Genomic DNA, 20,570 nt, shown 5'->3' on the forward strand with positions numbered 1-20,570 from the left:
GGGGGGTCGCCCCCCCCCACGATTGGGGGTTGTGGCGGCCCCACCCCCCACAAACGGGGGGGCACCACGACCCTGAGACCCTACTGGCCGATGACGGCGTGCAGGACGTAGTAGCAGCCGGCGGCGACGATGCCGGCCATCGGGAAGGTGAGGACCCAGGCGGCGACGATCGAGCGGGCGACGCCCCAGCGGACGGCGGAGAAGCGCTTGGTGGCGCCGGCGCCCATGATCGCCGAGGTGATCGTGTGGGTGGTCGAGATCGGGGCGTGGAAGACGAACGCCGTCGTGTAGAGCACGCTGGCACCGACCGACTCGGCGGCGAAGCCGCGGGCCGGGTCGAGGTGGATGATGCGGCGGCCCAGGGTGCGCATGATCCGCCAGCCGCCGGAGTAGGTGCCGAGGGAGATGGCGCCGGCCGCGCAGACGACGACCCAGAGGGGGAGGTTCTCCTGCGGCTGGCCGTTGGAGTCGACGTAGTAGCCGGCGGTGGTGAGCGCCAGGAAGATCACGCCCATCGTCTTCTGGGCGTCCTGCAGGCCGTGGCCGAGCGCGAGGGCCGCGGCCGAGAAGGTCTGGGCCATCCGGAAGCCGCGGAAGACGCGGTGCGGGTTGCGCCGGCGGAAGATCCAGAGGATCGCCAGCATCACCACGAACGCGGCCGCGAAGCCGAAGATCGGCGAGAGCACCATCGGGATCAGCACCTTGTCGACGATCGTCGACCAGTGCACGAGGGCGCCGGCGGCCAGGGCCGCGCCGACCAGGCCGCCGATGAGGGCGTGCGAGGACGACGAGGGCAGGCCGAAGTACCAGGTGATGAGGTTCCAGGCGATCGCGCCGAGCAGCCCGGCGAGCACGATCACCAACCCGTGGTTGCCGCCGGGCGGGTTGATCACGTCACTGACGGTGTGCGCGACCTCCTGGCCGAGCAGGGCGCCGACGAAGTTCATGACGGCGGCGAGCACGAGGGCGATCCGTGGCGTCAGCGCACGCGTCGACACCGAGGTGGCGATGGCGTTGGCCGCGTCGTGGAAGCCGTTGGTGTAGTCGAAGCACAGGGCAACGACGACGACCGCGATGACGATCGCGATGTCCATGAGAGGTCAGGACTCCTTGACCGCGATCTGCTCGACCGTGTTGGCGACCTTCTCGAAGGCGTCGATCGCCTCCTCGAGCGCCTCCGTGATGTCCTTGAGCTTGAGCACCTCGATGGTCTTGAACTCGCCGCTGAAGAGCTTGGCGATGATTCGGCGGTGGTTCTTGTCGCCGGTGTTCTCGAGCCGGTTGACCTCGATCCAGTAGTCGTCGAGCGACTGCATCGACTGCAGGTTCGGCATCGCGCCGGCGGTCAGCTCGGCGCACCGCTGGAGCACCTCGACCTGGGCCGAGAGCTCCGGCGGGAGCAGCTTCACCTCGTAGAGCAGGATCATGTCGACGACCTCGTCCATCATGTCCATCACGTCGTCGAGCCCGGAGGCCAGCGCGTAGATGTCCTCGCGGTCGAACGGCGTCACGAAGGTGGAGTTCACCTTCTTCACGATCGCGTGCGTCGTCTCGTCGGCGTCGTGCTCCGCCTCGCGCATCCGGCGGGCGACGTCGTCGTGGTCGGCACCGTCGGCGAGCATCTCCGCGAGCAGGTCAGCGCCCCGGATGAGGTGCTGGGCCGACTCGGTGAGGAGGTCGTAGAAGGCGGTGTCGACGGGGCGGATACGCAAACCCACGGATAACTCCTGTTGAGGAGGAAAAGAACGCGCAACAGACTAGGGGGTGACCTCGCTGAACGCGCAAGTGAGGGCCTCGATGTGCTTTCGGCGGGGCTACGAGGAGCGCCGCCTGCGCTGCGCCTCGATGAGCGCCTCCTGGAGGTGCACGGTGCCCTCGTTGCGGTGCCAGGTGCCCGTGCTGTCGAGCTCCCACGCGAAGGTGTCGGGCGCGAAGGCGAGGTCGAGCAGGTTGCGGACCGTGCCGACGTTGTCGTCGCCGGGCAGCCGCACCAGCACCTCGACGCGGCGGTCGAGGTTGCGGTGCATCATGTCCGCCGAGCCGATCCACGCGGTCGGCTCGCCGCCGTTGTCGAACCAGTAGACCCGGCTGTGCTCGAGGAAGCGACCGAGGACCGACCGGACGGCGATCGACTCGGAGAGGCCGGGTACGCCGGGACGCAGCGCGCAGATGCCACGCACGAGCAGCTCGACCCGGACGCCGGCCTGCGAGGCGAGGTAGAGCGCGTCGATCACGGCCTCGTCGACGATCGAGTTGGCCTTGAACCGGATCCCGGCCGGCCGGCCCGCCTGCTGGTGTGCGATCTCGCGGTGGATCTGGTCGACGAGCCCGGACCGGACCGAGTCGGGCGCGACCAGGAGCTCGCCGTACGACGCGTTGCGCGACCAGCCGGAGAGGTTGTTGAAGAGGTGCGCGACGTCCTCGCCGATGGCCTCGTTGGTCGTGATCAGGCCGAGGTCCTCGTAGGTGCGGGAGGTCTTCGGGTTGTAGTTGCCGGTGCCGATGTGGGTGTAGCGGCGGATGCCGTACTGGCCCTCGTCGCGGACCACCATGGCGAGCTTGCAGTGGGTCTTGAGGCCGATCAGGCCGTAGACGACGTGGCAGCCGGCCTGCTCGAGCTTGCGGGCCCAGCGGATGTTGGCCTGCTCGTCGAAGCGGGCCTTGATCTCGACGATGACCAGCACCTGCTTGCCGGCCTCGGCGGCGTCGATGAGGGCGTCGATGATGGGGCTGTCGCCGGAGGTGCGGTAGAGCGTCTGCTTGATCGCGAGGACGTGCGGGTCGGCGGCGGCCTGCTCGATGAAGCGCTGCACGGAGGTCGCGAACGAGTCGTAGGGGTGGTGCAGGAGCACGTCCTGGCGGCGCGCGGCCTTGAAGACGTCGACCGGCGCGGCCGACTCGACCGGAGCGAGCTGGGGGTGGGTGGTCGGCACGAACGCGCGGTACTTCAGCTCCTGGCGGGGCAGGTCGGCGATGTCGTGGAGGCCGCGCAGGTCGAGCGGGCCGGGGAGCCGGAAGACCTCCTGCTCGGAGATGCCGAGCTCGCTGACCAGCAGCTCGAGCACCTGCGGCGCGATCGACTCCTCGACCTCCAGGCGCACCGGCGGACCGAACCGGCGCCGGAGCAGCTCCTTCTCGAGGGCGGCGAGGAGGTTCTCGGCGTCGTCCTCCTCGACCTCCAGGTCCTCGTTGCGGGTGACCCGGAAGGTGTGCACCTCGAGGACGTCCATGCCCGGGAAGAGGCGCTTGAGGTGCTCGCCGATGACGTCCTCGAGCGGCACGAAGCGCTGGTTCCCGACCGGGACGAAGCGGGAGAAGATCGGCGGCACCTTCACCCGCGCGAAGTGCTCCTTGCCGGTCTTCGGGTTGCGGATCAGCACCGCCAGGTTGAGCGAGAGCCCCGAGATGTAGGGGAAGGGGTGTGCCGGGTCGACGGCGAGCGGGGTGAGCACGGGGAAGATCCGGTCGCGGAAGAGCCGCTTGCAGGCCTTCTGCTCCTCCCGGTCCAGGTCGTCCCAGCGGACCAGCTCGATGTTGGCCTCTGCCAGCGCGGGCACGACGTCCTCGCGGAAGACCCGGGCCTGCCGCTCCGCGAGCTCCTGGGCGGTGCTCCAGATGAGCTCCAGGACCTCGGTCGGCATCAGGCCCGACGCCGCGGGTACGGCGAGACCGGCCGCGATGCGGCGCTTGAGGCCCGCCACCCGGACCATGAAGAACTCGTCGAGGTTGCTGGTGAAGATCGCCAGGAAGCGGGTCCGCTCGAGCAGCGGCAGCGTGTGGTCCTCCGCCAGCTCCAGCACCCGCTGGTTGAAGCGGAGCCAGGACAGCTCACGGTCGAGGAAGCGGTCGTCGTACTTCTCGACCGCCGCGAGCGCGGCGTCGTCGGGCAGGTACGGCGGCTCGACGTCGAAGGGCTCCTCCGGGATCCCCTCACCGTGGCTGGCGACGGCCTCGGGCGGCAGGCTCTCGAGCGTCATGGGGTCAGTGTGGCACCGGCCCGTGAACGCAGGGTGTCCTCAGGCGAGGTGGTAGCGGCTCCGGCAGGGGCAGGACCAGCCGAGGTCGGTGTCGGCGCCGCACATGACTCGCTTGGGCTTGCGGCCCGTGAGTGCTCGCGCTGCCTTCCGGGCAGCCGAGGACCCCTCTCGCTTCACGTCGTGCCCGCACCGCGGGCACCCATTCCTGGAGACTTCCGACACGCTCTCATCTTGCTCCGCAAGGTAAAGAAATCGGGTGAGATTGAGGCAGGTACCACATCACCCGGCCGGGTGGTGCAGACCACTGGGTGAAGCCTCGGTTACCGACCGCGGAAGAATCCGCGTTTCTGGCTCTGGAGCTCGAGCAGCTCCGCCCGGACCTGCTCGAGCTGGACGGCGAGGTCGCGGGCGCGCGCCTCGGCCTCGGTGCGCTCGCGCATCGCCTCCTCGGCGATCTCGGCCTGGTGGCGTACGGCGGCCTCGACCGCGGACCGGTCCCCGGCCCGCTGGGCGGCGGACTCCTCGGCCTCGGCACGCAGCCGGGCCTGCTCGGCGGCGGCGCGCTCGGCGGCCTCGCGGGCCTCGACGGCGACCCGCAGCTCCTCGGCCTGACGGCTGGTCGCCGCTGCGCTGGCCTCGAGGACGTCGCGGAGCTGCTGCTCGGCGACCTGGCGGTCGGCCGCGGCCTGGGCGGCGAGCTCGGCGTGCCCGCGCGCATCGTCCTCGGCAGCCCGTCGGGCGGTCGCGGCCTGCTCGGCGGCCCGCTCGGCCAGGTCCCGGGCCGCGGCGTGCTCCTCGGCCGCCGCGTCCGCGGCGGCGCGGGCCTCGTGAGCGGCGCGGGCCGACTCGGCCTGCTGCTCGGCCCGCAGGTGGGCGCTGGTCTGGTCGTGGGTCGCACGGGACGCGGCCTCGGCCTGGTCCGCCGCCCGGCGCTCGGCCTCCTCGCGCGCGGCCTGCGCCTCCTCGACCCGGACCCCGGCGGCGCGGGCGGCCTCCTCGGCCGCGCTCCGCGCCTCGTGGGCGGCGACCGCGGCCTCGACCTGCACGCGAGCGTGGGCCTCCGCGTCCTCCCGGGCGGCGAGCGCCTCGGCCGCCGCGAGCTCGGCGGCGGCCCTGGCCTCGGACTCGGCGCGGGCGTTCTCGGCGTGCTCACGCGCCCGGTCGTCCGCGGCGATGCGGGCATCGTGCGCGGCCTGCAGCGCCTCGGCCATCTCGGAGGCTGTGCGGTGGGCGGCCTCCTCCGCGGCGGCGGCCTGGGCGGCGGCCTCGGCGTGGGCGCGGGCGGACTCCTCGGCGCGGGCCCGCGCGGTCTCGGCGGCCCCCGCGGCCTCGCCCTGCTCGGTCGCTGCCTGCTCCGCGGCCAGTCGGGCGCTGTGTGCGGCGTCGGCGCGGCGGGCGTGCTCGGCGGCAGCCTCGTCCGCCGCGGCGCGGGCCTCGGCCTGCTCGGCGGCGCGCTGCTCGGCCTCGGCGCGGGCGGTGGCCTGGTCGGCGGCCGCCTGCTCGGCCTCGGCGCGGGCGTCCTGGCTGGTCCGCACGAAGTCCTCGTGCGCCTGGGTGGCGCGCGCCAGGTCGGCGGCCAGCTCCTGCGCACGGGCCTCGGCGGTCTCGCGGTCCTGGTGGGCCTGGCGCGCGGCCTCGGCCGCGGCCAGCGCGGCGGCGTCGGCGGCGGTGCGGGCGGTCGTCGCCTGCTCGGCGAGCGTGGCCTGCTCGCGGGCGGCCTGCGCGGCGGCCTCGTGGGCGGCGTGGGCCTCGGTGGCGGCAGCGGCGCGCTCGGCAGCCGCCTGCTCCGCGGCGGCTCGCGCCTCGGCCTGGTCGGCCGCGGCCCGCTCGGCCGCAGTCCGGGCCTCGGCCTGGGCGGCGGCGCGCTCCTCGGCCGCCTGACGCGCGTTCGTGGCCGCGGCCAGCGCCTGGCCGTGCTCGTCGGCGAGGGCCGCGAGGTGGTCGCTGTAGGACTGGGCCTGGGCGCCGGCACGGGCGGCGGCGGCCTGCTCCGCGGCTTCCCGGGCGCTCGCGGCCTCGGCGAGGGCCTGGCCGTGCTCGTCGGCGAGCGCCGCCAGCTGGTCGGCGTACGACCGGGCCTGGGCGCCGGCGCGCTCGGCGGCGGCCTGCTCCGCGGCTTCCCGGGCGCGCACCGCCTCCTGCTCCGCGGCGGCGCGCTCCTCGGCGGCGGCGGTGAGCTGCTCGGCGAGCTCGCGGGACCGGGCGGTCTCGGCCTCGAGGTCGGCCCGTGCCCGGCTGACCTCGCCGGCCGCCGCCTCCGCGGCGCGCTCTGCCTCGACGCGCCGGGACGCGGCCTCCTCGGCCTCCGTCGCCCGGAATCGTGCGGCCTCCTCGGCCTCGGTGCGGGCGGCGGCAGCGGCCTCGGCGCGGGCCTCGGCCTCGCGGGCCTGGTCCTCGGCGGCTGTGCGGTCCACGGTCTGCTGGGCCGCGGCCTGCTCGGCGGCCAGCCGCAGCGCGGTCGCGACCTTCGCCGAGTCGACGAGCTTCCGGGCGGCCTCCTCGGCCTCCGCCCGGGCTCGGGCGGCCTCGGTCGCGGCCTCCTCGAGACGGGTGCGCTCGGCGGCGTGCGCCTCGCCGGCCTCCTCGGCGGCGCGACGGGCCTCGAAGGCCTCCTGGGCCCGGGCCGCGTGCTCGGCGGCGACCTGGTCGGCCTCGATGCGGGCGCGGGCGGCGACCTGGGCGGCCTCCTCGGCGACCAGCCGCTCGGCGGCCTGCTCGGCGGCGGCCTGCTCGGCGCGGCGACGCAGCTCGGCGGCCCGCTCGATCGCGGCCTGGAGGTCGGACGGGGTCCGTACGGCCGGCGGGGTGAGGGACGGGGCCGGCTGCTCGACCGGAGGAGCCACCTCTTCGGGGCTCTCGGTGGGCTGGTCCGGCTTGCGCTGCCACCACCGGGTGGGAGTCGGGTCGTTGGCGTCCATCACCCTGGAGCCTATTGGCTGTCGCGGCGGCCGTGGAGGGGAACCTCAGTAGACGAGCGCCTGCGCGTCCGGCGCCAGGACCTCCTCGACGTACGCCGCGGCGCCCGCGATCCGTGCGCCGGGCCGGAGGTCCGCATCCGTGATCCCGCGCCGGGCGGCGCACTGGGTGCAGACCGTCACCTGCCCGGCGGCGAGGACCGCGCCGACCAGGTCGGTGGGGGCCGCGGCATGGGGCAGCTCGAAGGACAGCCCGGCTGCGGTGCCGAGCCAGGCGGCCTCGCCGGTCAGCCACAGGCTCACCTCGGCGCCGGCCGCGACGGCGGCGGCGGCCACGGTGAGCCCCTGGTTGCTGCGCTCCGGGTCGTCGCTGCCGCAGGTCACCTTCACGACGAGGGGGCGGGCCATGGACCTCAACCTAGAACAACGACGAAGGGCACCTCCGCATCGGAGGTGCCCTTCGTGGGAAGACGCGTCAGGTGCGGCTCACTTGACCCGGAGGCTGACCGAGTCGGAGCTGTCCTTCCACTTCGAGCCTTCCTTGGCCTTGAACTTGATGCTCACGACGTAGCGCCCGGCGCGCAGGCCGCTGAAGCTGTACACGGGACCGTCGGAGGCGCTGTAGAAGAAACGCTTCGTCGCGCCGGTGCGCTTGTTGACGAAGACGAAGACGACAGTCCCCTGGGGGTCCTTGCTGCCCTTGCTAGAGCTGATCTTGACCTTGATCCTGGCGTGGCCGGGGCGCGCGCCCAGGGCCTTGGCCGAGGTCTTGGTCTTGACCGAGCCGGGGTAGGGCGCGGCGTCGGCGGTCGTCGCGGTCGCCACGAGGCCGCCCGACATGAGCAGTGCGGCAATGAGGCCGATCAGCAGCTTCTTCATGGTATTTCCCCCGTATTGGGCTTTCGTGCGATCCAGGAGGGCCTATCAAACCACAGACCATCGGGCCGTCGGCATTGCCCAATAGGGCTACGAGCGTGGCCACGGGGCAGAATTTACGGCGAGTTCACACGCCTACCATGGCGTTCATGCCCTTCGAACTTCCCGCTAACCTCCACCCCGACTGCGGGCCGGTCGCCTGGCTGCTGGGGCGCTGGGGCGGCCGCGGACACGGCGACTACCCGACCATCGACGCCTTCCAGTACGGCCAGGAGCTCGTCTTCACCCACGACGGCCGGCCGTTCTTCCACTACTTCGCCCGCTCGTGGATCGTCGACGACGAGGGCGAGACCGTGCGTCAGGCGGCCCAGGAGGCGGGCTTCCTGCGCTGCCGCCCCGGGGGCGAGCTCGAGCTGCTGCTCTCACACTCCTCCGGGATCTCCGAGATCTGGTACGGCCGGGCGGACGACGGCAAGGTCGAGCTGCACACGGCCGGGGTCTCGTTCACCGAGTCGGCCAAGGAGGTCACCGGCGGCAAGCGGCTCTACGGCAACGTGGAGGGCGACCTGCTCTACGCCTACGACATGGAGGCCGTGGGCCAGGAGCTCCAGCCGCACCTCTGGGCCCGGCTGGTCCGTCAGTAGGGTCGGACCGTGACCGAGGAGCTCGCCGCGCGGCTGCACAGCCTGGGCTACCGGCTGACGCCCCAGCGGCAGTTCGTCCTCGAGGCGGTGGAGCGTCTGGGCCACGCGACCCCGGACGAGATCCTCGCCGAGGTCCAGCAGCGGTCCAGCGCGGTCAACGTCTCGACCGTGTACCGCACGCTGGAGGTCCTGGAGGAGCTCGGCCTGGTGCGGCACGCCCACCTGTCGGACCGCGCGCCGACCTACCACTCGGTGACCGAGCACGAGCACTTCCACCTGGTCTGCCGGAATTGCCAGAAGGTCGTCTCCGTTGACCCTGAGGTGGTGGCCCCGCTCGCGGACCGGCTCCGCGGGGAGCGCGGCTTCGTGCTCGACGTCGGTCACCTGGCCGTCTTCGGACGGTGCGTCGACTGTGATGTCGACGGTGGTTGAAGTGCGAAGGCGCCCCGCGCCTGAGCCTCGAAACCCCCGTCGTGAGGAGTGAAGATGCGTAGCCCCCTGCTGGACCTGTCCGGTGCCGTCGCCGCAGACGGGATCGACCGCGACGTGGCCGCCCACTACGGCTCCTTCAACGGTGAGCAGCGCACGCTCGTGGGCGGTGACGGCTTCGTCGACCTCTCCCACCGCGACGTCATCCGCGTCAGTGGACCGGACCGCCTCACGTGGCTGCACTCGCTCACGACCCAGCACCTGGAGTCGCTGGCGCCGAAGACCTGGACCGGGGTGCTGATCCTCAGCCCGCAGGGCCACGTCGAGCACGCCTTCTTCGGGTACGACGACGGCGAGGCCTTCACCGCGCACACCGAGCCCGGTGCCGGGGCGGCGCTGGTCGACTTCCTGGACCGGATGCGCTTCATGATGCGGGTCGAGGTCGCCGACGTGACCGACGAGCTCGCCGTGACCTGGCGCCCCGGGTCGACCGCCTCGGGACCCTATGCCGGATACGAGCTCGTGCCGCGCGACCAGCTGACGACGTACGCCGAAGCGGCCGGACCGGCCTGCGGCCTATGGGCGTTCGAGGCGCTCCGGATCGCCCGTGGCGAGCCCCGGCTCGGTCTGGACACCGACCACCGCACGATCCCCAACGAGGCCGGCTGGATCGGCCCGGCGGTCCACCTCGACAAGGGCTGCTACCGCGGCCAGGAGACCGTCGCACGGGTCCACACGCTCGGCCGGCCGCCGAGGCGGCTGACCCTCCTCCACCTCGACGGCTCCGAGAACCGGCTGCCGGCCGTCGGTGCCGAGCTCCGCGACGGCGAGAAGGTCGTGGGCTTCGTGGGCACCTCGGCCCGCCACTTCGAGCTCGGCCCGATCGCGCTGGCGATGGTCAAGCGCAACGTGTCCCTCGACGCGACCCTCACGGTCGACGGGATGCCCGCGGCCCAGGAGGTCGTGGTCGACCCGGAGGTCGGGCTGCACGTACGCCCGCTCCGCTGACCCCAGTTCTCAGTCCTTGCGGTACATCACGTGGGTGTCGGCGTCCGCGTGGGTGAAGCCGAGGCCGGAGTACGTCGCGGTCGCGGGCGCGTTGTCGGACTCGACGTAGAGCAGGATCTCGTCGACCCCGGCATCGGCCAGGTGGTGCAGCCCGGCCAGCGTCAGCAGCTTGCCCAGCCCGCGGCCCTGCGCGGCCGGGTCGATCCCGACGACGTACACCTCGCCGAGCTCGGGGGAGTGCTGCTTGGTCCAGTGGAAGCCGAGCATCCGGGTGCCGTCGGTCGCCACCAGCAGCCCGGCGGGGTCGAACCACGGCTCGGCCATCCGCTCGCGCAGGTTCGCGGCGTCCATGGCGCCCTGCTCGGGGTGATGGGTGAAGGCCGCTGCGTTGACGCGGAGCAGCTCCGCGGCATCGGCCTGCTCGTAGGACCGGAGCTCGATGCCGTGCGGCACCACGACCTCCGGCAGTGGGAGGCCCGTCGCCCTGCGCATCACCCACAGCTCGCGGACCCGGTCGAAGCCGGTGCGCCGCGCGAGCGCTGCCGCGGCCGGGTGGTCGCCGTGCGACCACGCACTGAGGGGGAGAGGCGTCGCGGCGAGCGCCTCGGTCAACAGATCACCGCCGGTGCCCTGCCCGCGCCCACTGGGTGCGACCACCAGGCTCAGCTCGGTGCCGACCACGAGCGCGAAGCCGTCGGCGCGGGTCCAGGACCGCACCGTCTCCGGCCGATGGCGGAGCGTCAGCCGGGTCGCCTCGTCGAGCGGGTCGGTGCCGTCGGCCGCCGCTGCATCGTCGGCGACCTGCGTGATGAGGTCCACGTAATCCACCCTAGGGCGCGAGGCGTCGCTAGGGTCTACGCATGCGGCGGCGGCGGATCACGGTCATCGTTGGCGCCATCATCGGGCTCGGTGTGCTCTTCGCGGCCTGGGCCGGGTGGCGCGCCTACCAGGTCAACCAGAGCCTCAACGCCGCCATCGACGACGCCTCCCGGCTCCAGCGGGCCGTCCTCAACGACGACCAGTCCGGCCAGGACGCAGCGCTCGCCGACCTGCAGGACGACAGCGCCCGCGCGGACGAGTTGACGGGTGGCCCGACCTGGAGCGTTCTCAGCGTGCTTCCCGTGGTGGGCGACGATGCCGACGGCGTCCGCACGGTGAGCAGCGTCGCAGCGGACCTGGCCGACCACGGCATCGAGCCGTTGCTCGACACCACCGGCTCGCTCGACAAGCTGCTCCCGAAGGACGGCCGGATCGACGTGGCCGCCATGGAGGAGCTCCAGGGTCCTTTGGCGGAGGGAGCAGATGCCTTCGCTCGCGCCGACGCCGAGCTTGCTGAACGTGATCCTTCGGCGTACGTCGGACGCCTGCGGGACAAGTACCGTGATTTCGCAGTCCGAGTCGAGGACGCGCACCGGATCCTGAGTGCCGCGGACACCGCGGTCCAAGTGATGCCGTCCATGCTCGGCGCCGGCGGGACGCAGCACTTCCTCCTCGTCTTCCAGAACAACGCTGAGATCCGCTCGACCGGCGGGCTGCCGGGAGCGGTCTCCCTGGTGACCGCAAGTGACGGCAAGGTCGAGATGACGAAGCAGGTGGCCGGCAACTCCTTCGGGGAGCGGGCGACTCCGGTGCTCGATCTGACGGACGCGGAGAGGCAGATCTACGGCGACCAGGTGGGCACCTACTTCCTGGATGCGAACTTCACCCCTGACTTCTCGCGGACGGCAGACCTGATGCGGGCACGCTGGGAGGAGGTCGAGGGAGGCCGCCTCGACGGGGTGATCTCGATCGATCCCGTTGCGCTCTCCTACATACTCGGGGCGACCGGGCCGGTCCAAGCGGGTACGACCGAGCTCACGCAGGACAACGTGGTCGACCAGCTGCTCCACCAGGTTTATCTCGACCACCCGAACCCGCTCGCCCAGGACGCGTTCTTCCGTCAGGTCGCCCGAGCCGTCTTCGACAAGGTGTCGCAGGGTGCCGAGTCGCCGATCGACCTCGCCGAGGCGTTGGGACATGCAACGCGCGAGCACCGCATCTATGTGCACTCGTTCCAGAAGTCGGTGCAGTCGTCGCTCGCCGACACTGCCGTTGCCGGCCAGTTGACCGACCCCGACGCCACGGGCCCTCAGGTCGGCGTCTACCTCAACGACGGCACCGGCTCGAAGATGTCCTACTACCTGCGCTACCAGGTCGGGGTGGACGCGACCTACTGCTCGGGCGGTGTGCAAGGACTGATGGGCTCCGCCCGCTTGACCTCCACCGCCCCGAAGGACGCGGCGTCGCTGCCTCACTACATCACGGGTGGCGGCAGGTTCGGCACCGAGCCCGGCCACCAACAGCTCTTCGTGCGCCTCTACGCGCCTGTAGGTGGCTCCGTCTCCGCCGTCGAGATCAACCGGCGTCCGGTCGACGACGTCACCGCCATTCCCCAGGACGATCGCCTGGTGGTCACGGTCCCCGTCGAGCTGGCGCCGGGCGAGACCGTGGACCTGACCTGGCAGATGCGTTCGGGTGCCGAGCAGACGGGTGCGGTGCGAGTGTCGGTGACACCGGGTATCGCCCCCCGGGACACGTCGTCGACCGCGCCTAGCGCTTGCGCTTCCTGACCTGCTTGCCGTCCGCGCCGTTGGCCTCAGGCGTCGGTGCGTATCCGTACCCGTGCGAGCGGCGCTGGTTCGGCACCATGTTCAGGACCACGCCCACAGGCGCGGATCCAACCTGCGCAAGCCGGTCGGCCGCCTGCGCAAGTTGGTCGCGCGTCGTGCTTCCGTAGCGCACGACGAGAAGCGCGCCATCGCCGTGGGTGGCAAGCAAGGCGGCGTCGGTGACGCCGGGTCTCGCCCCCGGGACACGTCGTCGAACGCGCCTAGCGCTTGCGCTTCCTGACCTGCTTGCCGTCCGCGCCGTTGGCCTCAGGCGTCGGTGCGTATCCGTACCCGTAGCCGTACCCGTAGCCGTACCCGTGCGAGCGGCGCTGGTTCGGCACCATGTTCAGGACTACGCCCACGGGCGCGGATCCAACCTGCGCAAGCCGGTCGGCCGCCTGCGCAAGTTGGTCGCGCGTCGTGCTTCCGTAGCGCACGACGAGAAGCGCGCCATCGCCGTGAGTGGCAAGCAAGGCGGCGTCGGTGACGGGCAACAGCGGCGGAGCGTCGACGACGACGACGTCGTAGTCGTCTCGTACGCGCTTGACCAGGTCACTCATGGCGTTGCTCTGCAGCAGCTCCGCCGGGTTCGGGGGGATCGCGCCGCTGGCGAGCACGTGAAGGTCGCTCTCCGCGTGCTTCTGAATCGCGTCCTCAACAGTGACCCGTCCCAGCAGGACCGTCGTCACGCCGACCGCGTTGTCGAGCCCCAGATTTGCTGCCGCCTTCGGCCGACGGAGATCACCCTCGATCAGCACAGTCCGATGACCCGCTTGGGCGAGGGTGATGGCGAGGTTCACGGCGGTGGAGGTCTTTCCCTCCTCCGGCAATGCCGACGTGACCACGAAGACCTTCGCCGCGCTGTCGACATCGACGAACTGGAGGTTAGTGCGCAGGACCCGGAAGGCTTCCACACGCGGAGCGTGGGAGTCGAGAGCCGTGACCAACGGTCGCTGGCGCGCGCTCCCGTCGAACGGGATGCCGCCGAGGATCGGCGCATCCGTGCCGGAGGCGATGTCGTCAGTGGACTTCACGGTTGTGTCGAGGAGGTCCCGCACAATGGCGATACCCACGCCGAGGAGCAGGCCGAGCACGATCCCGAGGGCGAGGTTGCGGAGGGGCTGCGGTGAGACTGGAGACGTCGGCAGGCTGGCTGGGTCGACAATGGTCGCCTTGATGGGCGTCGTGGTCTGCCCGCTCGGAGTCTCGAGGCGGCGTACCAGATCAACGAGTGCCTCGGAGTAGCCCTGAGCTAGGGCCTGAGCCTGCCGCGGGCTCGGGTCCTTCACCGAGATCTCGAGGTTCACCGTCTCCGGCACGACGCTGGCGCTGACCTTCGAGGAGAGCTCGCTCGGAGTCAGATCGAGGTTCTGGTCCTTGATGACCGTCGAGGCGAGCTCACGACTCTTGATCAGGTCGGCATACGACGTCACGCGCTGAGCAGAGAAGAGACCACCTTGGTTGAGGTCCGAGGCGGTGTCGTCGGTCTGGGTCGTGACGAACAATCGCGCGGTCGACTGGTACTGCGGCGTCACGGCGAACGTGTAGGCAAGCGCGGCAGCAACCACGACCAATGCGGTAGCCACGATGATCCGCCACCGTCGGCGGATCACTCGTAGGTAGTCACGCAGCTCCACGCCGCCCCCTCGTTCTGTTTGCGTCCACTTGGACGATCGGTCGGCGAAAAGTCTAGATGAGGCGGGTCACGCAGAGATTTCCGCGCGGAGTCAGGAGTCGACGCGCTCCGGCTCGCGGGCGTCGGCGGCGATCGACTTCTGCTCCTTGGTGGGGAGCACGAAGCGGTAGCCGACGTTGCGGACCGTGCCGATCAGCGTCTCGTTCTCGGGGCCGAGCTTGGCGCGCAGGCGACGGACGTGGACGTCGACGGTGCGGGTGCCGCCGAAGTAGTCGTAGCCCCACACCTCCTGGAGCAGCTGCTGGCGGCTGAAGACGCGGCCCGGGTGCTGGGCCAGGAACTTGAGGAGCTCGAACTCCTTGAAGGTGAGGTCGAGCGAGCGGCCGCTCACCTTCGCGGTGTACGTCGCGTCATCGACGACGACCTCGCCGGAGCGGATCACGTGCGACTCGGGGTCGTCAGCCTCGCGGCGGGCGGTGAGCCGGCCGATCGCGAGCTTGATCCGGGCCTCGAGCTCGGCCGGCCCGCAGGTGTGGAGCACGACGTCGTCCATGCCCCAGTCGTGCAGGACGACCGCGAGGCCGCCCTCGGTGCAGACGAGCAGCACCGGGACGTCGGTGCCGGTGGTGCGGATCAGCCGGCACAGGTCGCGGGCGTGGGCGAGGTCCTGGCGACCGTCGACCAGCAGCAGGTCGGAGTCGGGCGCCTCGAGGAGGGCGCTGCCCTCGGCGGGGAGGATGCGGACCTGGTGACCCAGGAGCGCGAGCGCCGGCAGCACCTCGGCGGAGGGCTGAAGAGCGCTGGTGAGAAGCAGGAGCGTGCTCATGACGGGGGTCTCCTCCCTGACGGGCGGGGACCGAAACGCAACGCTGGGCTTCGGCCGATCTGTCTTGCTCGTGGACAATACCGTTACATGAGCGTCGCATTGGATGGATCCAAGCGAAATGAGACGGACACCATCCGCGTGCACTACTGGGCCTCCGCCAGGGCCGCCGCCGGGGTGGCGGGCGACGAGCTCCTCGTCGATGGCCCGATCTCGCTCGCCGAGGTGGTACGCCGCGTCCTCGAGCTGCACCCGGGCACCCGGCTGCCCGAGGTGCTCCAGGCCTGCTCCACGCTGGTCGGTGATCGACCCGCGAACGCCGAGGACCCGGGCTCGATCATCGTCGAGCCCGGGTCCTCGGTGGAGTTCCTGCCGCCGTTCGCCGGGGGCTGAGCGCCCCCCGGCCGACAACACGCCGTGGACTGGACCAGTTCGGGGCGTGTGAGTCCCGTCACGTTCCTCTGGGTAGGAGCCTCGGCGCACCGACGGACGGTGCTTCTCGAACGGGACCGGGGAGGGGCCTGATGAGGAAATCGACGAAGGGGGCAGTCGCGGCGGCAGCCGCGGCGGTGCTCCTGATCGGAGCATGGGGAACACAGGCGAGCTGGAGCGGCCAGGGAACGACGGAGGGGACCGACGTCGCGACCGGCTACATCAAGCTCGTGCCCGACTGCGACGGCTGGCTCTTCGGGGGCGACCCCTTCGACGCCGTCAACGACCTGCTGGTGCCGGGGAGCATCCTCGACCGGCACTGCACCTTCACCGTCGACGTGGCGGGCGTGATGACCGTCGCGCTGTCGACGTCCACGCCGTCGTTCTCCAACGACAGCGGGGGCCTCGGGTCGATCCTGCAGGCGACGGCGAGCTTCACCGACGCTGACGGCGACGACATCCCGGACCAGACGGTCGTGTCCGACGGGGACGTCATCAACGTCGACGTGACGGTGAAGCTCCTGTCGACGGTCACCGACGGGCAGGACCTGTCGGCGACCCTCGACGACATCGTCGTCAGCGCCACCCAGGTCTGACCCCGGCTCCGGCGCGATGCCTGGGAAGCGACGCGCGGAGACGGTCCTGGACGGCGTGAAGCGCGCCCTCGAGTGGACGCTGATCGCCGTGGTCGTCGGCGGCGCGCTGGTCACCGTGGTGGTCCCACGCGTGGCCGGCGCGACGCCGTACGCCGTCCGGACCGGCTCCATGCGACCCGACATGCCGCCGGGGACGCTCGTCGTGGTGCGCCCCGTCGATCCCGACGACCTCAGGATCGGCGCGGTCGTGACCTTCCAGCCGCGGCAGGACGACCCGACGGTGGTGACCCACCGGATCATCGGACAGGGCGTCGACGTCGACGGCCGCCCGGTCTTCCGGACCCAGGGCGACGCCAACGACGCACCGGACCCCTGGTCGATCCGCGGTGGCCAGGTGCTCGGGGAGCGCTGGTACTCGGTGCCCTACCTCGGCTACGTGACCATGCTGCTCAGCAGCCAGCAGCGCCAGGTCGCGGTCTTCGTCGTGGCGGGTGGGCTGCTGCTCTACTCCGCGATCATGCTGCTCGGGGCCCTGTGGGACCGGATGCGACGACCGCCCGACCTGCCGACCGGGATCCGGCATGCGTGAGCGCGCATGGGTGGTCGTCCTCGGTGTCGTCGCGGCGCTGCTGGTCCTGCTCGGCCCGGTGCGTGGGACGCAGGCGCGATGGTCCGAGTCCGAGGCGTTGACAGGAACGGCGGTGCGCACCGGCGCCCTTGACCTGCGCGTCGACGGCCAGGACGCGCTCGCCCTGCCGGCGCTGTCCGGCACCGACCTGCTGCCGGGTGCAGTCCTGACCAGGATCGTGACCATCTCCAACGCCGGCTCGGTGCCCCTCACCTACACGTGGGCGAGCTCGGGCACCGACCCGGACGGGCGCCACCTGGCCGCCGCGCTCGACCGCAGCTGGCGGTCGGTCACCGGCGGTGCCTGTGGATCGGCACTGCCCGCCGGACCTCGATCGCTCGCGCCCGGGGCCAGCGAGTCCGTCTGCCTGCGGATCGCGCTGCCGGACGACGCGTCGGCATCGGTCGCCGGCAGCACCACCCGGCTCACCTTCGAGGTGGACTCCGCCGTCGGCGGCTGGACGGACGAGGCGCCGGTGGAGACCGGCACCTTGACGACCATGGTGCTGACGACCCCCGCCATCACCTGCACCCCGCTGTCGGTCTCGTGGGCCACGGTCCCCGGCGCGACGGCGTACCGGATCCTCGACGCCCACAGTGGGGCCGTCCTCAGCACCCTCTCGACCGGCACGCTGACCCAGCTGCTGGGTGGCGTGTTCGGGTCCGTCGAGGTGCAGGCCGTCTTCGGGACTAGCGGCTGGGCGTCCGCGCCCTCCGCAGCCTGCGGGTGACCCAGACGCCTCCCGAGCCCACAAGGCAACCGAGTGTGTTGGCGACGACATCTGAGTACGACGCCATCCGGTGAGGGAGCAGCAGGCCCTGAGTGAGTTCGACGGCGCCGGCGAGCAGGAAGCCAAACGCTGTCCAGTCCCGCCACGTCGTCCGCGGCCAGACGAGCGATCCGAGCAGCGAGACCGGTACCAGGATGAGGACGTTGGACAGAAACTCCGCTCGGACCTGAGTTGCCGTCGCTGGCGAGAAGCCGATGTCGCGACCGAGGTCGCGCAACCAGGATGCCATGGACGACTGGGTGCCCGACGTCGGTGCCAGCAGAGCGACGGCCAGGGCCGCGGAGTAGATGACGAGCGCGCCGGCGACCACCCGTCTCGCTCCCATGACGGGGAAGGTTGTCACAGGTCACGGAATGTGACGGCCGCCGCTCCGGTTGGTGGATGGCATGAGCACCGGAGCCTGGATCGCCGTCGCCGCCGTGGCGGTCGCGCTCGCGGTCGGCACCTACCGACTGCTCACCGACGGCCGCTTCCGCGGCACGCGTTCGGTGGTTGAGGTGCGAGGAGCGTCAGCGACGAGCCTCGAAACCACCTCGCCGGACGATCAGAGCGTATGGACCGACGTCCAGGCTGCCATGCCGGACGCCGTCGCGGGCGAGCAGGCCACACTCGTCCAGTTCTCCTCCGCCTTCTGCGCGCCGTGTCGCGCCACCCGCCGGGTGCTGACCGAGGTCGCCGATCTCGTCCCTGGAGTCACCCACGTGGAGGTCGACGCCGAGCACCACCTGGAGCTGGTCCGACGACTCGGCGTCCTGCGGACGCCGACGACCCTCGTGCTCGACGGAGCCGGCAACGAGGTGACGCGGGCGACCGGGGCGCCCCGCAAGGAGCAGGTGCTCGCTGCCCTGGGCCGTGCGTGATGTCCACATCGTGGATGAGCGTTCCGAATCGTGAGACGCCGATTGTCGGGCACCCGGTCGGGGTCCCTACGCTGGGCGACATGTCCTCGACCCTGCTGACCCGCCGCCGCGCAGTGGACCACTGCCGCGTGCGCTCGTCGCTCTGTCGAATGCGCTGACGCGGTCGCGCCTCTTATCTCTACTGAATTAGTCGACTAATCTCAGGACGGGAGCCGCCATCCGGGCGGTGCGCGACCTCGTGTCGCCCCCACTCGCATCCGTCCGCAGGAGAGACATGTCCACGACCACCACGCACCACGCGCCCATCGCCGGCGCCGGCATCGACCCGCGCGGTCCGCAGGCCGCTGCCGCGATCACCGCGGTGGTCCTCGTCGTCGTGCTGCTGCTCGCCCCGTCCGCGCTCGGCGTCGCGCTGCTCGCAGCCCAGGCGGTCGTCTTCGCGGTCGGCTCGACCCGCGGCGTGCAGCACACGCCCTACTCCTGGCTGTTCCGCCGCCTGATCCGGCCGCGGCTCGCGCCGCCCGCAGAGCTCGAGGACCCGGCTCCGCCGCGGTTCGCCCAGACGGTCGGCCTCGTCTTCGCGGTGATCGGCCTGGTCGGGTTCGGGTCGGGCGTCGACCTGCTCGGCCAGGTGGCGACGGCCTTCGCGCTCGTCGCGGCCCTCCTCAATGCGGTCTTCCGGTTCTGCCTCGGCTGCGAGATGTACCTGCTCCTCAAGCGCGCGACCGCGCGCTGACCACAGACCCCGCGCCCCTTCCTCGGCGCACAAGAAAGGTAGAAGCACATGACCCGCGAGAACTCCCTCGTCACCGCCCAGTGGGTGGAGGACCACCTGGACGACCCGAAGGTGGTGCTGATCGAGGTCGACGAGGACACCACGGCCTACGACAAGGGCCACATCAAGGGCGCCATCAAGCTCGACTGGACGACCGACCTGCAGGACCAGGTCCGCCGCGACTTCGTCAACAAGGCGCAGTTCGAGGCCCTGCTCTCCGAGCGCGGCGTCGCCAACGACGACACCGTCGTCCTCTACGGCGGCAACAACAACTGGTTCGCCGCCTACGCCTACTGGTACTTCAAGCTCTACGGCCACCAGGACGTCAAGCTCCTCGACGGTGGCCGCAAGAAGTGGGAGCTCGACTCCCGTGAGCTGACCGACGAGGCCCCGGGCCGCGCCGCTACGTCGTACACCGCGCAGGAGCAGGACGCCTCGATCCGCGCCTTCCGCGACGAGGTCGTCGCCGCGATCGGCACCCAGAACCTCGTCGACGTTCGCAGCCCCGACGAGTACGCCGGCCGCCTCCTCGCCCCGGCCCACCTCCCGCAGGAGCAGGCGCAGCGCGCGGGGCACATCCCGACCGCGGCGAGCGTCCCGTGGAGCAAGGCCGCCAACGACGACGGCACCTTCAAGTCCGACGACGAGCTCAAGGAGATCTACACCGAGGCCGGCGTCGACTGGGGCAAGGACACCATCGCCTACTGCCGCATCGGCGAGCGCTCCTCGCACACCTGGTTCGTGCTCAAGGAGCTGCTCGGCCAGGCGAACGTGAAGAACTACGACGGATCGTGGACCGAGTACGGCTCCCTCGTCGGAGTTCCGGTCGCGCTGGGCGACGAGCGCGGCGAGGCCTGACCAACGTCCCGGTGGTTGAGGAGGTTGCGCAGCAACCGTCTCGAAACCACCACCCACAGAACGAACCCGGTGGTTGAGGTGCCAGGCGCGCCAGCGCCGATGGAATCCGGTGGTTGAGGTGTGAGGCGCGCTAGCGCCGAGCCTCGAAACCCGGCAACCCGCCCAAGACCCCCACTGCTCACAACGGAAGACAACTCGGGCGGCGGCGCAACCCGCGCCGCCGCCCGCAAGACCCGGTGGTCGAGGTGTGAGGCGTGCTGACGCCGAGCCTCGAAGCCACCTCCACAGCTCGAACGAAGGAACAGAGAACATGTGCGGAGCAACTGAGGGCGGCCTCTCCCTCGACGGGATCGACGTCGCCAAGGAGGCCATCGTCCAGGGTCAGGTCGTCCGTGACGGCCAGCCGGTCGGCAACGCCTACGTCCGGCTGCTCGACCGGACTGGTGAGTTCACCGCCGAGGTTCCCACGTCCGCGACCGGGCACTTCCGGTTCTTCGCCGGCGACGGTGAGTGGACGCTGCGCACCCTCGCGCCCAAGGCAGATCCGGTTGACAAGAAGGTCCACGCGTCCGTCGGATCGGTTGCCGAGGTCGTCGTCGCTCTCTGACAGCGCGACCACGTCCAGACGCGGACGACGCGTAGGGCATTGTCGGGGTTCGAGTGCGCGGGCGATGC

The 20,570-nt window shown here is 71.3% G+C and carries 23 protein-coding genes; 12 read left to right on the top strand and 11 right to left on the bottom strand.

Annotation, left to right across the window (positions count from 1 at the left end; translation table 11 throughout):
• Positions 1–80: 80 nt before the first annotated feature.
• From K8U61_RS09925 to K8U61_RS09950, 6 genes are all read right to left on the bottom strand, one after another.
• Complete coding sequence (locus K8U61_RS09925) at positions 81–1,094, bottom strand: inorganic phosphate transporter (protein ID WP_224122851.1); 1,014 nt, start codon at positions 1,092–1,094, stop codon at positions 81–83.
• A 6-nt stretch (positions 1,095–1,100) separates the two neighbouring features.
• The gene (locus tag K8U61_RS09930) at positions 1,101–1,718 is read right to left on the bottom strand and encodes a DUF47 domain-containing protein (RefSeq protein ID WP_224122852.1); all 618 of its coding nucleotides are present in this window, start codon (positions 1,716–1,718) and stop codon (positions 1,101–1,103) included.
• A 96-nt stretch (positions 1,719–1,814) separates the two neighbouring features.
• Positions 1,815–3,977 carry an RNA degradosome polyphosphate kinase gene (locus tag K8U61_RS09935; protein WP_224122853.1) on the bottom strand — a complete coding sequence of 721 codons (2,163 nt, stop codon included), beginning with the start codon at positions 3,975–3,977 and terminating at the stop codon, positions 1,815–1,817.
• A gap of 320 nt (positions 3,978–4,297) precedes the next feature.
• Positions 4,298–6,895: a coiled-coil domain-containing protein gene (locus K8U61_RS09940; RefSeq protein WP_224122854.1), complete on the bottom strand. Its 2,598-nt coding sequence runs from the start codon at positions 6,893–6,895 to the stop codon at positions 4,298–4,300.
• Between the two features lie 45 nt (positions 6,896–6,940).
• Complete coding sequence (locus K8U61_RS09945) at positions 6,941–7,300, bottom strand: DsrE family protein (protein WP_224122855.1); 360 nt, start codon at positions 7,298–7,300, stop codon at positions 6,941–6,943.
• A 78-nt stretch (positions 7,301–7,378) separates the two neighbouring features.
• On the bottom strand, positions 7,379–7,771 hold the full coding sequence (locus K8U61_RS09950; RefSeq protein ID WP_224122856.1) for a hypothetical protein: 393 nt from the start codon (positions 7,769–7,771) through the stop codon (positions 7,379–7,381).
• A 146-nt stretch (positions 7,772–7,917) separates the two neighbouring features.
• Here K8U61_RS09950 and K8U61_RS09955 point away from each other — a divergent pair, with 146 nt between their 5' ends.
• From K8U61_RS09955 to ygfZ, 3 genes are read left to right on the top strand one after another with little or no spacing between them, the layout of a single operon-like run.
• The gene (locus K8U61_RS09955; protein ID WP_224122857.1) at positions 7,918–8,412 is read left to right on the top strand and encodes a heme-binding beta-barrel domain-containing protein; all 495 of its coding nucleotides are present in this window, start codon (positions 7,918–7,920) and stop codon (positions 8,410–8,412) included.
• A 9-nt stretch (positions 8,413–8,421) separates the two neighbouring features.
• Positions 8,422–8,844 (top strand): Fur family transcriptional regulator, encoded by a 423-nt coding sequence (locus K8U61_RS09960; protein ID WP_224122858.1) that lies wholly within the window; start codon positions 8,422–8,424, stop codon positions 8,842–8,844.
• Positions 8,845–8,898: 54 nt separating this feature from the next.
• A complete protein-coding gene (gene ygfZ / locus K8U61_RS09965; protein WP_224122859.1) occupies positions 8,899–9,849 on the top strand; it encodes a CAF17-like 4Fe-4S cluster assembly/insertion protein YgfZ in 951 nt (316 codons plus the stop codon).
• A 9-nt stretch (positions 9,850–9,858) separates the two neighbouring features.
• Here ygfZ and mshD read toward each other — a convergent pair whose 3' ends face one another.
• Entirely contained in the window at positions 9,859–10,668 is an 810-nt protein-coding gene (mshD, locus tag K8U61_RS09970) for a mycothiol synthase (RefSeq protein WP_308043132.1), read from the bottom strand.
• Positions 10,669–10,709: 41 nt separating this feature from the next.
• On the opposite strand from mshD, the gene K8U61_RS09975 reads away from it, so the two are divergent.
• A complete protein-coding gene (locus K8U61_RS09975; protein WP_224122861.1) occupies positions 10,710–12,458 on the top strand; it encodes a DUF4012 domain-containing protein in 1,749 nt (582 codons plus the stop codon).
• Here the strand turns inward: K8U61_RS09975 and K8U61_RS09980 are convergent.
• The 3 genes from K8U61_RS09980 to K8U61_RS09990 form a co-directional block, all read right to left on the bottom strand.
• Positions 12,439–12,666 carry a hypothetical protein gene (locus tag K8U61_RS09980; protein ID WP_224122862.1) on the bottom strand — a complete coding sequence of 76 codons (228 nt, stop codon included), beginning with the start codon at positions 12,664–12,666 and terminating at the stop codon, positions 12,439–12,441. The genes K8U61_RS09975 and K8U61_RS09980 overlap by 20 nt on opposite strands.
• 52 nt (positions 12,667–12,718) lie before the next feature.
• Complete coding sequence (locus tag K8U61_RS09985) at positions 12,719–14,134, bottom strand: tyrosine-protein kinase domain-containing protein (RefSeq protein ID WP_224122863.1); 1,416 nt, start codon at positions 14,132–14,134, stop codon at positions 12,719–12,721.
• 90 nt (positions 14,135–14,224) lie between these two features.
• A complete protein-coding gene (locus tag K8U61_RS09990; RefSeq protein ID WP_224122864.1) occupies positions 14,225–14,959 on the bottom strand; it encodes a response regulator transcription factor in 735 nt (244 codons plus the stop codon).
• A gap of 87 nt (positions 14,960–15,046) precedes the next feature.
• On the opposite strand from K8U61_RS09990, the gene K8U61_RS09995 reads away from it, so the two are divergent.
• From K8U61_RS09995 to K8U61_RS10010, 4 genes are all read left to right on the top strand, one after another.
• Positions 15,047–15,349 (top strand): MoaD/ThiS family protein, encoded by a 303-nt coding sequence (locus K8U61_RS09995; protein WP_224122865.1) that lies wholly within the window; start codon positions 15,047–15,049, stop codon positions 15,347–15,349.
• A gap of 131 nt (positions 15,350–15,480) precedes the next feature.
• The gene (locus tag K8U61_RS10000; protein WP_224122866.1) at positions 15,481–15,984 is read left to right on the top strand and encodes an alternate-type signal peptide domain-containing protein; all 504 of its coding nucleotides are present in this window, start codon (positions 15,481–15,483) and stop codon (positions 15,982–15,984) included.
• A 16-nt stretch (positions 15,985–16,000) separates the two neighbouring features.
• Positions 16,001–16,573 (top strand): signal peptidase I, encoded by a 573-nt coding sequence (locus tag K8U61_RS10005; RefSeq protein ID WP_224122867.1) that lies wholly within the window; start codon positions 16,001–16,003, stop codon positions 16,571–16,573.
• Positions 16,566–17,342, top strand: coding sequence for a hypothetical protein (locus K8U61_RS10010; RefSeq protein ID WP_224122868.1), 777 nt, complete (start codon positions 16,566–16,568; stop codon positions 17,340–17,342). Before K8U61_RS10005 ends, K8U61_RS10010 begins: the two co-directional genes overlap by 8 nt.
• Here K8U61_RS10010 and K8U61_RS25625 read toward each other — a convergent pair.
• Positions 17,302–17,727 (bottom strand): VanZ family protein, encoded by a 426-nt coding sequence (locus K8U61_RS25625; RefSeq protein WP_372454228.1) that lies wholly within the window; start codon positions 17,725–17,727, stop codon positions 17,302–17,304. The two genes, K8U61_RS10010 and K8U61_RS25625, sit on opposite strands and share 41 nt — an antisense overlap.
• 61 nt (positions 17,728–17,788) lie before the next feature.
• Between K8U61_RS25625 and K8U61_RS10020 the strand changes: the two genes are divergently transcribed.
• The 4 genes from K8U61_RS10020 to K8U61_RS10035 all read left to right on the top strand — a co-directional run bounded on the left by K8U61_RS10020 (position 17,789) and on the right by K8U61_RS10035 (position 20,502).
• Positions 17,789–18,262: a thioredoxin family protein gene (locus tag K8U61_RS10020; RefSeq protein ID WP_224122869.1), complete on the top strand. Its 474-nt coding sequence runs from the start codon at positions 17,789–17,791 to the stop codon at positions 18,260–18,262.
• Positions 18,263–18,536: 274 nt separating this feature from the next.
• Positions 18,537–18,998 carry a DUF4395 domain-containing protein gene (locus K8U61_RS10025; protein WP_224122870.1) on the top strand — a complete coding sequence of 154 codons (462 nt, stop codon included), beginning with the start codon at positions 18,537–18,539 and terminating at the stop codon, positions 18,996–18,998.
• 48 nt (positions 18,999–19,046) lie between these two features.
• The gene (locus K8U61_RS10030; protein WP_224122871.1) at positions 19,047–19,895 is read left to right on the top strand and encodes a sulfurtransferase; all 849 of its coding nucleotides are present in this window, start codon (positions 19,047–19,049) and stop codon (positions 19,893–19,895) included.
• A gap of 310 nt (positions 19,896–20,205) precedes the next feature.
• Positions 20,206–20,502, top strand: a complete 297-nt coding sequence (locus K8U61_RS10035; RefSeq protein ID WP_224122872.1) for a DUF1416 domain-containing protein — start codon at positions 20,206–20,208, stop codon at positions 20,500–20,502.
• Positions 20,503–20,570 lie beyond the last annotated feature (68 nt).

This window comes from Nocardioides mangrovi, from assembly GCF_020073815.1.
Lineage (GTDB): Bacteria > Actinomycetota > Actinomycetes > Propionibacteriales > Nocardioidaceae > Nocardioides > Nocardioides mangrovi.

What these genes read in the sequence shown, in the direction of transcription:
- K8U61_RS09955 (WP_224122857.1), top strand. Translation starts at nt 7,918, where the DNA reads ATGCCCTTCGAACTTCCCGCTAACCTCCACCCCGACTGCGGGCCGGTC.
- K8U61_RS10020 (WP_224122869.1), top strand. Translation starts at nt 17,789, where the DNA reads ATGAGCACCGGAGCCTGGATCGCCGTCGCCGCCGTGGCGGTCGCGCTC.
- K8U61_RS25625 (WP_372454228.1), bottom strand. Translation starts at nt 17,727, where the DNA reads ATGGGAGCGAGACGGGTGGTCGCCGGCGCGCTCGTCATCTACTCCGCG.
- K8U61_RS10030 (WP_224122871.1), top strand. Translation starts at nt 19,047, where the DNA reads ATGACCCGCGAGAACTCCCTCGTCACCGCCCAGTGGGTGGAGGACCAC.
- K8U61_RS09975 (WP_224122861.1), top strand. Translation starts at nt 10,710, where the DNA reads ATGCGGCGGCGGCGGATCACGGTCATCGTTGGCGCCATCATCGGGCTC.
- K8U61_RS09925 (WP_224122851.1), bottom strand. Translation starts at nt 1,094, where the DNA reads ATGGACATCGCGATCGTCATCGCGGTCGTCGTCGTTGCCCTGTGCTTC.
- K8U61_RS09940 (WP_224122854.1), bottom strand. Translation starts at nt 6,895, where the DNA reads ATGGACGCCAACGACCCGACTCCCACCCGGTGGTGGCAGCGCAAGCCG.
- K8U61_RS09945 (WP_224122855.1), bottom strand. Translation starts at nt 7,300, where the DNA reads ATGGCCCGCCCCCTCGTCGTGAAGGTGACCTGCGGCAGCGACGACCCG.
- K8U61_RS09990 (WP_224122864.1), bottom strand. Translation starts at nt 14,959, where the DNA reads ATGAGCACGCTCCTGCTTCTCACCAGCGCTCTTCAGCCCTCCGCCGAG.
- ygfZ (WP_224122859.1), top strand. Translation starts at nt 8,899, where the DNA reads ATGCGTAGCCCCCTGCTGGACCTGTCCGGTGCCGTCGCCGCAGACGGG.
- K8U61_RS10010 (WP_224122868.1), top strand. Translation starts at nt 16,566, where the DNA reads ATGCGTGAGCGCGCATGGGTGGTCGTCCTCGGTGTCGTCGCGGCGCTG.
- K8U61_RS09995 (WP_224122865.1), top strand. Translation starts at nt 15,047, where the DNA reads ATGAGCGTCGCATTGGATGGATCCAAGCGAAATGAGACGGACACCATC.
- K8U61_RS09935 (WP_224122853.1), bottom strand. Translation starts at nt 3,977, where the DNA reads ATGACGCTCGAGAGCCTGCCGCCCGAGGCCGTCGCCAGCCACGGTGAG.
- K8U61_RS10005 (WP_224122867.1), top strand. Translation starts at nt 16,001, where the DNA reads ATGCCTGGGAAGCGACGCGCGGAGACGGTCCTGGACGGCGTGAAGCGC.
- K8U61_RS09950 (WP_224122856.1), bottom strand. Translation starts at nt 7,771, where the DNA reads ATGAAGAAGCTGCTGATCGGCCTCATTGCCGCACTGCTCATGTCGGGC.
- K8U61_RS10025 (WP_224122870.1), top strand. Translation starts at nt 18,537, where the DNA reads ATGTCCACGACCACCACGCACCACGCGCCCATCGCCGGCGCCGGCATC.
- K8U61_RS10035 (WP_224122872.1), top strand. Translation starts at nt 20,206, where the DNA reads ATGTGCGGAGCAACTGAGGGCGGCCTCTCCCTCGACGGGATCGACGTC.
- K8U61_RS10000 (WP_224122866.1), top strand. Translation starts at nt 15,481, where the DNA reads ATGAGGAAATCGACGAAGGGGGCAGTCGCGGCGGCAGCCGCGGCGGTG.